The following is a 14,195-nucleotide window of genomic DNA, read 5'->3' as shown; positions in this document are numbered from 1 at the left end:
TTCTCCACGCCCGGACATCCGTCCGGGTTTGTCCCGTTGCACGGCAGGTCCTCATGAATCGCGAACTCAATAGCCAAGCATTCGACATCGTTGCGCTGGCCCCCGCCGGCTGGGCGCACCCTGGTATCGCAGCAGCCGCCGCCCGCGCCGGTGGCCAAGGCCTGCTCGACCTGGAGTTTTGTGCCGACGAGGCACGCGCCACGGCCAACTTCCGCCGACTGCTGGCGGCGACCGACGGCCGGATCGGCCTGAATACTGACGAGGCGCATCTGCCGTTGGCGCGCCAGTTGATCGAGCTGGCCGGTGAGCGACCGCTGACGATCGTGCTGGCACTGCGCGGCGCTCCGGCGCCCGCCGATGCGGCAACGCTGCGCGGCGATGGTCGGCATCGCTTGATGGTCGAGTTGTGCTCCGCCGTCGAACTGGCCAACCTGCCATTCGAGCCCGATGCAATCGTCGCCAAGGGTCACGAGTCACCTGGTTGGGTCGGTGAGGACTCCAGCTACATCCTGATCCAGAAGCTGCTGCGCGAGACGCGCTTGCCGGTCTACGTGCGCGGCGGCGTGGGCATCAACACGGCGGCCGGTTGCCGTGCGGCCGGCGCTGCCGGCTTGGTGCTCGACGACCAGCTGCTGCTGCTCGATGACTCGGCTCTGCCCGAAGCGACCAAGAACGAATTGGCGCGGCTGGTCGGCGCCGAGACGCGCTTGTTCGGCGAGTTGCTCGATGCGCCATGCCGTGTTTATGCGCGCCCGGCGTCGCCGACGCTGAAGCAGTCCGACGCCGACAACCGTGCGGCCGAGGCCGGCACGCTGGCGATGGATGACTGGCGCCGCGCGATGAATGCCCGCATCGGCTGGGACGAAGCCTCGCTGATGCCGGTCGGCCAGGGCATCGGTGCCGGTGCGATCTACCGCCAGCGGTATGGCCGCGTCGGCCGCCTGGTACAGGCGCTGCGCAAGCAGAGCTTTATCCAATTGCGCCGCGCCGCCGAGCTGGGCCATCTGGCCGAAGGCTCGCCGATGGCGCTGTCGCACAACACGCGTTATCCGCTGGCCCAGGGCCCGATGACGCGCGTGTCCGACAGCCCGGCCTTTGCTGCGCGGGTCACCGAAGAAGGCGCGCTGCCGTTCCTGGCACTGGCGCTGATGCGGGGCGACCAAGTGTTGGAGATGCTGCAGCAGACGGCCGCGCTTGCTGGCGACCGCGTCTGGGGTGTCGGCATGCTGGGCTTCATCCCGCAGGCATTGCGCGACGAGCAGTGCGAGGCGATCTGGAAGTGCAAGCCGCCGTATGCGCTGATCGCCGGCGGCCGGCCTGACCAGGCCGCGGCCTTCGAGCAGCGCGGCATCAAGACCTATATCCACGCGCCGGCTCCTGCCTTGTTGAAGATGTATCTGGAGCAGGGTGCGACCCGTTTCGTATTCGAAGGCCGCGAATGCGGCGGCCACATCGGGCCGATCACCAGCTTCCCGTTGTGGGAGCAGATGATCGAAGTGCTGCTGGCGCATGTGAAGCCCGGCACCGAGTCCGATATTCACCTGATGTTTGCCGGCGGCATCAGCGATGCCGCCTCGGGCGCGATGCTGGCGGCGCTGACCGTGCCGCTGGCCGAGCGCGGCATGAAGGTCGGTGCGCTGATGGGCACCGCCTATCTGTTTACGCACGAGATCGTCAGCACGGGTGCCATCGTCGAAGGCTTCCAGGAGCAGGCGCTTGCGTGCGAGCGCACCGTCAATCTCGAGACGGGCCCGGGGCACGCCACGCGCTGCGCCGACACGCGTTTTGCGCACGACTTCTTCGACGCTCGCCGTCGGCTGATGCGCGAAAACCACAGCGCCGACGAAATTCGCGACACGCTTGAAGATCTCAACATGGGTCGTCTGCGCATCGCGTCCAAGGGCAAGAATCGCGACGAGAGCGGCAAGGTCGTCGACGTGCCGCCCGAACAGCAGATCGTCGATGGCATGTACATGATCGGCCAGGTGGCGACGCTGACGCGTGAGCCGATGTCGATCGCCGATCTACACGACCGGGTGTGCGGCCAATCGCAGGCGATGCTGGCCGGTTTCACCGACCACATTCAAAGCAAGATCGAAAAAGCCGCTCCGTCCGACATCGCCATCGTCGGCATCGGCGTGTTGCTGCCCAAGGCGCCCGACGTCAACCAGTATTGGGACAACGTGCTTGGCCGCGTCAACGCGATCACCGAAGTGCCGCGCGAGCGCTGGGACTGGCGCCTGTATTTCGATGCCGACCGCAATGCGCGCGACAAGATCTACAGCAAGTGGGGCGGGTTCATCGACGAGTTGATGTTCGACCCGACGCGCTACGGCATCCCGCCGAACTCGATGAAGTCGATCGACCCGATGCAGTTGCTGACGCTCGAGACGGTCAACCGCGCGATCGAAGACGCCGGTCTGAGCGACTTCGACCGCGAAAACACCAGCGTGATTCTGGGTGCCTCGGGAGGCGCTGGCGACTTGGGCCTGCAGTATGGCGTGCGCTCCGAATTGCCGCGCTTCGCCACCGACCTGAACGACGGCACCTACGAGCGCCTGCCGGAATGGACCAACGAGTCCTTCGCTGGCGTGCTGCTGAACGTCACGGCGGGCCGAGTCACCAACCGCATGGACTTCGGCGGCTTGAACTTCACGGTCGACGCGGCCTGCGCTTCTTCGCTGGCGGCGCTGTCGATGGCCGTCAATGAGCTGGAATCGGGCCGCAGCAACGTGGCCATCGCAGGCGGCGTCGACACCGTGCAGAGCCCGTACGGCTTCATGTGCTTCTCCAAGACCGGTGCGCTGTCGCCCAACGGCGTGTCGCGCGCGTTCGACAAGAAGGCCGACGGCATCGTCATCTCCGAAGGCGTCAGCATGATCGTGCTCAAGCGCCTGGCCGATGCCGAGGCAGCGGGCGATCGCATCTATGCCGTCATCAAGGCGGTGGCCGGCTCGTCTGACGGCAAGGCGCTCGGCATGACCGCGCCGCGTCCGGACGGGCAGATTCGCGCGCTGAACCGTGCCTATGCCAAGGCCGGTTTCACGCCAGCGACGCTGGGCATGATCGAAGCGCACGGCACCGGCACCGCGGTCGGCGACAAGGCGGAGGCCGAGACGATCACGCGCGCGCTGAAGTCGTTCGGCGCCGAGCCCAACTCGGTCGCGCTCGGCTCGGTGAAGACCTTGCTCGGTCACACCAAGGCCAGCGCCGGCATTGCCGGGTTGATCAAGCTCGCGATGTCGCTTTATCACCGTGTGCAGCCGGCCCATGTCAACGTCGACGATCCGCTCGACACGATCGCCGATCCGGCATCGGCTGCCTTCATCCTGAAGGCGCCGCGCCCCTGGCTGGCGCGGCCTGACGGCACGCCGCGTCGCGGTGGCGTTTCGGCCTTCGGCTTCGGTGGCACCAACTTCCACGCCGTTCTCGAGGAATATCGCGACGGCATGACGAACGCCGAAGTGCCTGGCTCGCGCCATTGGGCGCAGGAGCTGATCGTGTTCCGCGCCGCCGACGCCGCCGCGTTGCGCGCCGACGTCGAGCGCGTTGCCGGCTTGTGCCGGGCCAAGGGGCGGCTGACGCTGGCCGTGCTCGCGCGCAGCCTGGCGCGAGAGGCCGATCGTCGTCGCGGTGCTGGCGTCAGCTTGGCGCTGGCCGCACGCAGCCTCGACACCTTGGCGGCCGATCTCGACCTGGTGCTGGCGCATCTGGCCGCACCGTCGCGGCCGTTGCCGCCGCACATTAAGCTGGCGCTCAGCCGTCCCGCCACGGCGCCGGCCGTCGCGTATCTGTTCCCCGGTCAGGGCGCGCAGTACGTCGACATGGGCTGCGAGCCGGCGCTGTTCGTCGAAGAACTGCGCAGCGCGGTCGAACGCGCCGACGCTGCACTGCTCGGCGAATTGCCGGACCTGCTGTCGCGGCGCATCTGGCCCGAGTCGGCGTTCAACGCCGACGCCGAAAAGGCCCAGCTGCAAGCCTTGACCGATACGCGCTTCGCCCAGCCGGCGATCGGCGCGCTGGAGATCGGCTATCTGAACCTGGCGCGGCGCCTTGGCATCGGTGCCGTTGCCGCTGCCGGTCACAGCTATGGTGAATTCGCCGCGCTGCATGCGGCCGGCGTCATCGACGAAGTCAGCTTCCTGAAGTTGTCTGCCGTCCGCGGCCGCGTGATGGCCGATGCGGCCAGCAGCGGCACGCCGGGTGGCATGGCGGCCGTCCAAGCGGCGCGTGAACGCGTCGCCAGCTTGATCCAGCCGTTTGCCGGCGTCGTCGTCGCCAATCACAACGCGCCGGAGCAGACCGTGATTTCCGGTCCGGCCGCGTCGATCGACCAGGCCGTGGCCGCGCTGGCCGCTGCCGGCCTGCGCGTGACGCGCCTGCCGGTGTCGGGTGCGTTCCACACCGAGTTGATGGCCAGCGCCCAAGGCCCGCTGTCGGCGGCCATCGCGGCCACCGAGTTCCGCGAGCCGACGCTGGCGGTCTACAGCAACGGCAGCGGCGCACGTTACCCCGACGGTGTCGAGGCGATGCGCGCGCAACTCGACGCGCATCTGCTGTCGAGCGTCGAATTCGTAACCGAAGTCCAGGCGCTGTACGACGCTGGCGTTCGCGTGTTCCTGGAACTGGGTCCCAAGAGCATCTGCAGCAACATGGTTGCCGCGACGCTGGCCGGTCGCGACGCGCGCAGCGTGTCGCTCGACGGTCAGGGCGGCGGCTTGCGCGGCCTGCTATCTGGCTTGGCGGATCTGATCGCCGCCGGTGTCGACTTCGAGGTGTCGCGTTTGTTCGAAGGTCGCCCGGTCGATGCGCTGAGCCCGGCTCAATTGGCCGAGCGTGCACAGCCGGCGAAAGTCCCGGCCACCGCTTGGTACATCTCCGGTGGTTATGCGCGGCCGCAGGCGGACCCGGTGATGCGCACCGGCAAGCAGCCGCCGATGACGCTGGAGCAGGTCAGCGAGGTCAAGCAGGCGGTCATTCAGCGGATTCTTGACACCGCGCCCAAGCCGGCTCCGCAGATTGTGCATGTCCCCGCGCCGGCGGCAGCGGCGCCGGCTGCGCCGGTCACCGCGATGATGCCGCCCGCTGCGCCGGTACAGGGCAGTGGTGAGGCGCTCGCTGCTTATCACGAGACGATGCGGCAATTCCTGTCATTGCAGGAACGGGTCATCTCGCAGTTCCTCGGCGGCAGCACGACGCCGATGCCGCTGCCGATGGCGGCGCCGGCCCCGATGCTGGCGCCGATGCCGTCGGCTCCCGCATTCGCTCCGACGACCGCACCGGCAGCGGTGATCGCGCCGGTGCCGACCGCTGCAGCGGTGGCCGTGCCGCCGCCGCCGGCGCCGGTTGCTGCACCCGTGGTGGCCGCCGCACCCGCTGCGGCCACGGCGACCTCGGCCACGGCGGCGCTGGATGCGGCCGCTCTGGCCTCGCTGCTGCTGCGCATCGTTGCCGATCGCACCGGCTACCCGGAGGACATGCTCGGACTCGATGCGGACCTCGAAGCCGAGTTGGGCATCGACTCGATCAAGCGCGTCGAAATCGCCGGTAGCCTGCAGAAGGCGCTGCCCGCCGAACTCGGTGCCGCGATGCAGGCGCAGATGGAGCGCTACACCCGCGCCAAGACGTTGAACGCGATCCTCGCACCGCTGTCGGCGCTGCTCGCCGAATCCGCGCCGGCAAGCACGGCGACGACGACGGTCAGCACGACGACCACGCATGCGACGATGTCGGTGTCGGCTGCGCCGCTGGCGGTCGACGTGCAGTCTATGCTGCTGAAGCTGGTCGCCGACCGCACGGGTTATCCGGAAGACATGCTGTCGTTCGACGCCGACCTCGAGGCGGATCTGGGCATCGACTCGATCAAGCGCGTCGAAATCGTCGGCGCGTTCCAGAAGGCGCTGCCAGCGACGGTTGCCGAGGCGATGCAGTCGCAGATGGAAAAGCTGACGCGCGCCAAGAGCCTGCGCGTGATCGTTGACGCCGTGCAGCCGTTGCTCGCAGCGGGCGCAGCGACGACGACCACGGTCCACCATTCGGTATCGACGACGACGGTTGCCGTCAGCGCACCGGTTGCCGTCGTGCCGTCGATCGACCATCGCAGCGTGCTGCTCGATATCGTCGCCGACCGCACCGGCTATCCGCACGAGATGCTGGCGCTGGACGCCGACCTCGAAGCCGACCTCGGCATCGACTCGATCAAGCGTGTCGAGATCGTCGGTGCACTGCAGAAGAAGCTGCCGGAGTCGGTTGCCGCTGCGATGCAGGCACAGATGGAACGCTACACGCGAGCCAAGACGCTGGCCGCGATCCTCGACCAGTTGGCGACGATCAGCGCCCCGGCTGCGGCTGCCGTCGCTGCCGCGACGGTTACGACCGGCGTCATCGCGGCCAGCGTGCCGTCGCAGCCGTCGATCGACTACCGCAGCGTGCTGCTCGACATCGTCGCCGATCGCACCGGCTACCCGCACGAGATGCTGGCGCTCGACGCTGACCTCGAAGCGGACTTGGGCATCGACTCGATTAAGCGCGTCGAAATCGTCGGCGCGCTGCAGAAGAAGCTGCCGGAGTCGACCGCCGCCGCGATGCAGGCGCAGATGGAGCAGTACACACGCGCCAAGACGCTCGCCGCGATTCTCGATCGCCTCGCGGCGCTGCAGGCGCCGGCTGCTGCCGCAGCGCCGGTCGCCGCAGCCGTTGCGCCGGTCGCGACGGCCGTCACGGCCGCGCCGACGCGCGCCGTCAGCGTCGCTGACGTGCCGCGTTATGTGATTCGTCCGCGCCTGGCGCCGCTGTCGGGCAAGCGCGTCACGCTGCGCGGCGCGGTTCTGATTGCCGGCGGGCGCGATTCGATCGTGCAGCCGTTGATGGCGCTACTGCAGCAGGCCGGTCTGCCGGCACAGCGGATCGATGCCATCGACGCAGCAGGCGTCGAGGCCGGCCTTGCGGCGGCGCGCGCTGCCCATCCGGCCATTGCTGGCGTGATTCACCTGCACGGCCTGTCTGAAGATGCACCGACGACGCTGGCCGCTTGGCAGCAGCTGGGTGATCGCACCGTGCTGTCGCTGTTCCGGCTGCTGAAGCCGTTCGGCACGGCGATTGCCGATCTGCGCGTGATCGCCGCCAGCCGCCTCGGCGGCACGTTCGGCCGCGATGCGGTCGGACCGGGCACGCCGTTGGCCGGTGGCGTCAACGGCTTGCTGAACTGCGTCCGTGACGAGTACCCGAGCGCGACGCTGCGTGCGGTCGACTTCAACGGCCAGACCGACGACACCATCGCGCAGCACCTGTTCGACGAGCTGTGCGCCGATGACCGCGCGCCTGAAGCCGGGCACACCGGCGATGCGCGCTACAGCGTCAGCACCGTCGAAGAAGCCTTGTCTGACACGCCGTTTGCGCCGCACCTGCAGCCGGCCGCCGACTGGGTCGTCGTCGCCACTGGCGGCGCGCGCGGCATCACCGCCGAGTTGCTCGAAGAAATGGCCGTGCCGGGCATCCGCTTCGTGCTGCTCGGCCGCACGCCCGAGCCGGGCGCCGAATCGCCCGACACGGCGGCGGCCACCGACGCGGCTGCGCTGAAGAAAGTGTTGCTGACGCAAGCGCGCGCCCGCGGCGAGATGCCCAAGCCGGTCGACATCGAACGCGCTGCGCAGAAGCTGCTGACCGAGCGTGAAATCCGCGGCAATCTGCAGCGGCTGCGCGCTCGCGGCGCTCAAGTTGGCTACGTCAGCTGCGACGTGCGCGACGAGGCGATCTTCGGCGGCGTGATCGACGGCCTCTACCAGCAGTACGGCCGCATCGATGCCGTGCTGCACGGTGCCGGTGTGATCGAAGACAAGCGCATCGCCGACAAGACCGACGATTCGTTCGCCCGAGTGTTCAACACCAAGCTCGATTCCAGCTTCATCCTGAGTCAAAAGCTGCGTCCCGAGTCCTTGAAGCTGCTGGTGTTCTTTACCTCGGTCGCCGGCCGCTACGGCAACAAGGGCCAGATCGACTACGCCAGCGCCAACGAGGCATGCAATCGCCTGGCGTGGACGCTGTCGCGGCGCTGGCCGGAGACGCGCGTGATCGCCGCCAACTGGGGTCCGTGGGACGCCGGCATGGCCAGCGAAGCGGTCAAGCGCCAGTTCCGCGAGCGCGGCATCGAGCCGATTCCGGTCGATGGTGGCCGTCGCTACTTCCTGCGCGAACTGGCCTGTGGCCCCAAGCATGAAGTGGAGATCGTCATCGGCCGTGGTCCTTGGCAGTCGATCGAAGCCAGCGATGCGCCCGAAGCGGTCGCCGCCGTATCGTCGCTGTACCCGCTGGTTCGTGGCCCGCTGCGGATGGGCGCTGGTGGCGCGCTGGTGCTGACGCATCGCTTCGGCCTGGACAGCGACCCGTACCTGGCGGACCACGTGATCGACGGGCGGCCGGTGCTGCCGGCGGCTGCCGCGACCGAGTGGGTCGCGCAGATGGTCGGGCAGGGCTGGCCGGGCTGGCAGGTCGCCGAAGTGCAGGAGCTGCGCACGCTGGCCGGCGTCGTACTGGAACCGGGTGCGACGCGTGACATCGAGATCCGCGCCAAGGCCACCAGCCATTCGGGCCCTGGTGAGCAGACCGTCACCGTCGACATCGCCGACCCGAGCCGCAAGGCGCCGCTGTATCGCGCATCGGTACGACTGGTCGAGCACCTGGAAGCGCCGGTCGTTGATGTGCCGCCTGCGATCAGCGGGCAGGCGCTGGACGCCACGCAGACCTACGACCGCATGCTGTTCCACACCGGGCGCTTCCGACTGCTGACGGCGATCACCGCCGTCAACGCCGACGGTGTCGACGCGCAGGTCAATGTCAGTCAGCTGCCGGACTGGATCTCGGCGCAGGGCGACTGGTTGTTCGACCCGGGTTTGATCGATGTCGGCGCGCAGTTGGCGTGGATATGGGCCCGCGTTAACCGTCAGCAGAGCGCGCTGCCGAGCCGCTTCGGCCGCGTGCTGCGCGTGCCGGGCCTGCCCAAGCCGACTGCGCCGCTGACGCTGCGCTTCCGCGTCCGCCCCGCTGCTCATGAGCAGGCGGTGGCCTACGACGCCGTGTTCATCGATGCCGAGGGCCGCGTGCGGCTGGCGATGCTCGACTCCGAAAGCACGATGTCGACGGCGCTGAACCGCATCGGTAGCGAGGGCCTGAAGTGAGGCTTGAGATCGGAATGTCGAGGTTCGCGTGAGCGCCAGCGCATTGGACGTTGCCGTCATCGGCGTCGCCGGCTGTTATGCCGGCGCGCGCGATGCGCGGCAGTACTGGCAGAACATCCTCGACAAGGTCGACGCCGTGGCGCCGGCCGACGAGGAATGGACCAGCCATTGGCTCGACAAGGACACGTGGGCGCAGCGCAACGACCGCATCTACACCAATCGCGGCGGCTTCCTGCGCGACTTGGCGGTGATCGACCCGACTGAATACGGCGTGATGCCGAGTCAGGCCGACGGCGGCGACCCGGACCACTTGCTGGCGCTTAAGCAGGCCGGTGACGCACTGGCCGATGCTGGCTACAAGAAGCGCGACTTCGACCGTAGCCGCGCTGGCGTCATCATCGGCCGCGGCACGTATACCAATCGCGGACAAGCCAACGTGATGTTTCACGCGCTGTTCGTCGACGAAATGATGAAGGCCGTGACCGGGCTGCGCCCCGACTTCACGCCGGCGGAATTGCTGGACTTGCGTGAGCGCTTCAAGGCGCAGTTGCCGCCGTACAGCGGCGAGCTGGTCAGCCAGCTGACGCCGAACGTGATCACCGGCCTGATCTGCAACCGGCTCAATCTGATGGGCCCGAACTACATCGTCGACGCCGCTTGTGCCTCGACGATGATGGCGCTCGACCAAGCCGTGCGCGAGCTGGTGACCGGCCGCAGCGATCTGATGATCACCGGCGGCAGCCAGGCGCAGATTCCGCCGCAGTTGTACGTGCAGTTTTCGCAGATCAAGGCGCTGTCCAACGGCCAGCTGCGGCCGTTCCAGAAGGGCCACAGCGGCACGCTGCTCGGCGAAGGCATCGGCATGCTGGTGCTCAAGCGCCGCGCTGATGCCGAACGTGACGGCGACCGCATCTATGCGTTGATCCAGGGTATCGGCGTCGCCTCCGACGGCCGCGCCAAGGGCTTGTTGACGCCGCGCTTGGAAGGCCAGGTGCTGGCGATGCAGCGCGCCTACCAGTCCAGCGGCATCGACCCGATGTCGATCGACTTGATCGAAGCTCACGGCACCGGCACCGACGTTGGTGACCGCACCGAAATCCAGACGCTGCTGGCCACCTACAGCGAGCGCGGTGTCGGTCCGCAGATTGCGGTCGGTTCGGTCAAGTCGATGATCGGCCACTGCCTGCCGGCATCGGGTTCGGCGTCGCTGATCAAGACCGCGCTCGCGCTGCATCACAAGATTCTGCCGCCGACGCTGTGCGACGAGCCCGATCCGGAGCTGCATCTCGAGCGCACGCCGCTGTACATCAACAACCAGACCCGGCCCTGGATTCACGGCAAGTCGCATCCGCGTCGTGCCGGCGTCAACGCGTTCGGCTTCGGTGGCATCAACGCGCACGTGATCATGGAGGAGTACCGCGGCCCGCAGCGCACGCAGGTGCAGGTCCTGCAGCGGCCGACACCGAGCGAGTTGCTGACGCTGGCGTCCGACAGCGTTGCCGGTCTGCTCGAACTGGCGCGTGCGGCCTTGGCTCACGCGCAAGCCACGCCGCCGGTCGAACTGGGCGTCATCGCCCGCGCCAGCAGCGCGCACACGCGTGGTGAGCACCGCTTGGCCATCGTCGCCGACAACACGGCCGATCTGACGCGCAAGCTGACGCAGGCGATCGAGACGCTGCAACAAGGCGCCGCCAAGCCGCCGAAAGGTCGTGGCGGCATCTACTACGGACACGGCGCCGTACCGGGCAAAGTCTGTTTCCTGTACCCCGGTGAAGGCGCGCAGTACCCGAACATGCTGGCCGATCTGTGCCTGCACTTTCCGCAGGTGCGCGACTGGTTCGACTTCATCGAAACCACAGCGCTGCGCAATGGCGCGGCGCCGCGCAGCAGCGCGGTGTTTCCGGCTCCGACGGGGCTGACCGACGCCGAGCGCAGCGCCAATGAAGCGCGCTTGTACGAGATGGACGTCGCGGCCGAGACGGTGTTTGCCGCCAGCATGGCGCTGCAGGCGCTGCTCGACGATCTTGGCTTTGCACCCGATGCGATGCTCGGCCACAGCACCGGCGAGAACACTGCCGTCACCGCCTGCCGCTTGCGCCGCTTCAAGGCGCGCGACGAGATCGCCGAGTCGGTGCGTGACCTCAACCGGATCTTCCGTCAGCTCGAAGCCGAGGGTCGCATCGTTGAAGGCACGCTGCTGTCGATCGGCGCGCTGCGTCCCGAGTTGCGCGCCGAGTTGCTCGGCGGCGCCAGCGGCATGCAGTTGGCGATGGACAACTGCCCGAATCAGCTGATTCTGTTCGGTCCGCCCGACGCGGCCCAAGCGCTGACGCAGCGCTTGAGTGACGAGGGTGCGATCTGTCAGGTGCTGCCGTTTGGTCGCGCCTACCACACGCCGCTGTTCAAGCCGCTGGCCGATGCCTACCGCGTGTACTTCGCGCAGGCTGATTTCGGCCCCGGCCGCACGACGCTTTATTCGGCGCGCTCCGTGGCACCGTTCCCGGACGAGCCCGATGCGATCCGTGAACTGGCCGCGCAGCAGTGGGAAAATCCAGTGCGCTTCACCGAGACGGTGCAGCGCTTGTACGACGACGGTTATCGCGTCTTCGTCGAAGTCGGACCCAGCGGCAACCTGACCGCATTCGTCGGCGACACGCTGCGCGAACATCGCGACGTGCTGGCGCTGTCGACCAACAGCCGCCGCAAGTCCGACGTCGGCCAGTTGCACGCAACGCTGGCGCAGTTGTTTGCCTGCGGTGTGGCGTTCGACCCGGCCGCACTCTACGTACAACGCGAGCTGCCGTCGCTGGACCTGCTGGCCGAACCCAAGGCGGTCGCGCGCCGCCGACTGCAGATCAAGCTGCAGATGCCGACGATGCGCGTGCCGTCCGACTGGGCACCGGGGCAACGCGCTGTCACCGACAGCGAGCCGCGCATCGTGGTCCGGGAAGTGGTCCGCGAGGTCGTGCGTGCTGCTGATGGCAGCGCGGCGCCCGTGCCGACGCCGGCGCCTGCCGTGCCGGCAAAGCCGGCCGACCCGCGCGTCGCTGCGCTCAAGTCGCATTTCTCGCTGATGCAGACGTTTCTCGATAGCCAGTCGCGTGTGCTCGGCGGGCTGCCGGCGCACCTCCCGTCGACGCTGCTGCCGGGTCTTGCGCCGGCGCCAGTCGCCGACCGCCCGGCGTTCGTGCCGCCGTCATCGACCGGTGAGTGGCTGGATCCGGACTACCCGATGCTGGGTCGCTTGCTCGAACACGACAACGAGCATTTGATCAGCGAGCGTCTCTACACGGCGCAGACCGAGTTGTTCCTGCTCGATCATGCGATCGGCCTGCCGCCATCGGCACGCAAGACGCAGTTGCTGCCGCTGATCGTCGTGCCATTCACGTTCAGCATGGAAATCGTTGCCGAGGCGGCCTGCCGTCTGGCCGGCGGCGAGCTGAAGGTGATCAGCATCGAGTCCTGCCGAGGGCATCGCTGGCTGAGCCTAGACAACGACAAGCGGCTGAGCTTGCGGATCGAAGCCGTGCGGCTGCGCTCCCCGAGCGAATCCCCGCGTGTCGCGGTCAAGCTGTTCCAGCTCGACCCGTACCACGACGTCAGCACCGCGACGCTGGTGTTCGAAGGCCAGGTGACGCTGGCGGCGCAGTACCCGGCGCCGCCGCCGCCGCGTGCGCTGAGCACCGACACGCTGCTGCCGGCGCGAACCAATCCGCCGGGCGAGTTGTATCGCCACGGCATGTTCCATGGTCCCCGGCTGCAAGGTGTGCGCAGCTTGCGCGGCTGGAACGAAGACGGCATCGAAGCCGACTTGGCGACGATTGCCACGCATGACTATTTCTCGTTCACGCGCACGCCGCGTTTCCGCATCGACGCCGCGCTGCTCGACGCAGCCGGCCAGCTGGCCGGCTATTGGCTGACCGAGAAGCTCAGCTGGGGCTACAAGTGCTTCCCGTACAACTTGGGCCACTACACGCAGTATCGCGACCCGCTGCCGCCCAACCGCGAGCTGCTGTGCCGAGCCGATCTGCGACTGGGTGATCTGAAGCTCGATTGCCAGTTCGACTTGATCGATTCGGAAGGCGTGCTGCTGGCCCGCGCCGCCAACTGGGAAGACGTCAAGTACTCCGCACCGCAAAACCTGTATCGCTTCCGGCTCGCGCCGATCGAGCGCTACCTGTCCGAACCGTTGCTGGCAACCGAGCTGGCCGGTAGCGGCTTGATGCTGAGGCAGTTGCCGGCATTCGAAGCCGGCTATCTCGACCAGGGCAGCGCCGTCTGGAAGCGGATGCTCGCCGCGCTGGTGCTCGATGAAGACGAGCGCCGTCAGTTCAGCGGCGAGTTGCCACCGACCGGGCCGCGTCGCGAAGAATGGCTGGTGGGCCGTGTCGCGGCCAAGGACGCCGTGCGTGCCTGGGCTGCCGAATATCTGAAGCTGGATTTAGCCGCGGCGGACGTGCGTATCGGCAACCGCGCCACCGGCGAGCCCTACGTCGTCGATGTCGCGGGTTGGCCATCGGGCGTGCTGCTGCCGGCGGTGTCGATCAGCCACAGCCGGCGCGCCGCCGTGGCGGCCTGCGGTCCTGCCGATTCGGCGCCGGGTATCGATTTCCAGCATCTGGATCGTGTCGACGCAGAAGACCTGATCGCCGGTGCGTTCACGGCCGATGAATCGCAGCGATACTTCCAGAACGTGCCGCGCGACGTGCTGCGCCGTACCGCCGTGGCACTGTGGTGCGCCAAGGAAGCGGCCGCCAAATCGGCGGGGACTGGCTTGGAAGGCCGCCCCCAGGACTGGCAGATCAGCGACGCCGATACGGATGTGGCGCCGCGTTGGGCGCGGGTTCGCCGCGGCGCCCAAGAGTTTCAGATCGAGTTGCACTACAACAGCGGTACGGAATCTGCACGAGCGGATACCGTCGTGGCACTGTGCCGCGGCATGACCCGTTCTGGTTCGGCCGTGGTCACGCTCGGCCGTACGGCATGACCACGCTGCATCCCTTTCGTTTTCAACTGAAGCGT

2 protein-coding genes are annotated in these 14,195 nt (G+C 67.8%); both read left to right on the top strand.

Translation table 11 applies throughout. The features are described from left to right. Positions 1-53 precede the first annotated feature (53 nt). Positions 54-9,173: a type I polyketide synthase gene (locus tag BUB09_RS00155; protein WP_084083040.1), complete on the top strand. Its 9,120-nt coding sequence runs from the start codon at positions 54-56 to the stop codon at positions 9,171-9,173. A 28-nt stretch (positions 9,174-9,201) separates the two neighbouring features. After that, the gene (locus tag BUB09_RS00150; protein WP_084083039.1) at positions 9,202-14,160 is read left to right on the top strand and encodes a type I polyketide synthase; all 4,959 of its coding nucleotides are present in this window, start codon (positions 9,202-9,204) and stop codon (positions 14,158-14,160) included. Positions 14,161-14,195: the final 35 nt, after the last annotated feature.

Source organism: Hydrocarboniphaga daqingensis (genome assembly GCF_900129825.1).
Lineage (GTDB): Bacteria > Pseudomonadota > Gammaproteobacteria > Nevskiales > Nevskiaceae > Hydrocarboniphaga > Hydrocarboniphaga daqingensis.
Note: the sequence above shows the minus strand (reverse complement) of the source record. Positions and strands in the feature narration are given on the sequence as shown.

Bases quoted from the DNA above. Each gene is read 5' to 3' on its own strand.
- BUB09_RS00155 (WP_084083040.1), top strand. From the start codon at position 54: ATGAATCGCGAACTCAATAGCCAAGCATTCGACATCGTTGCGCTGGCC.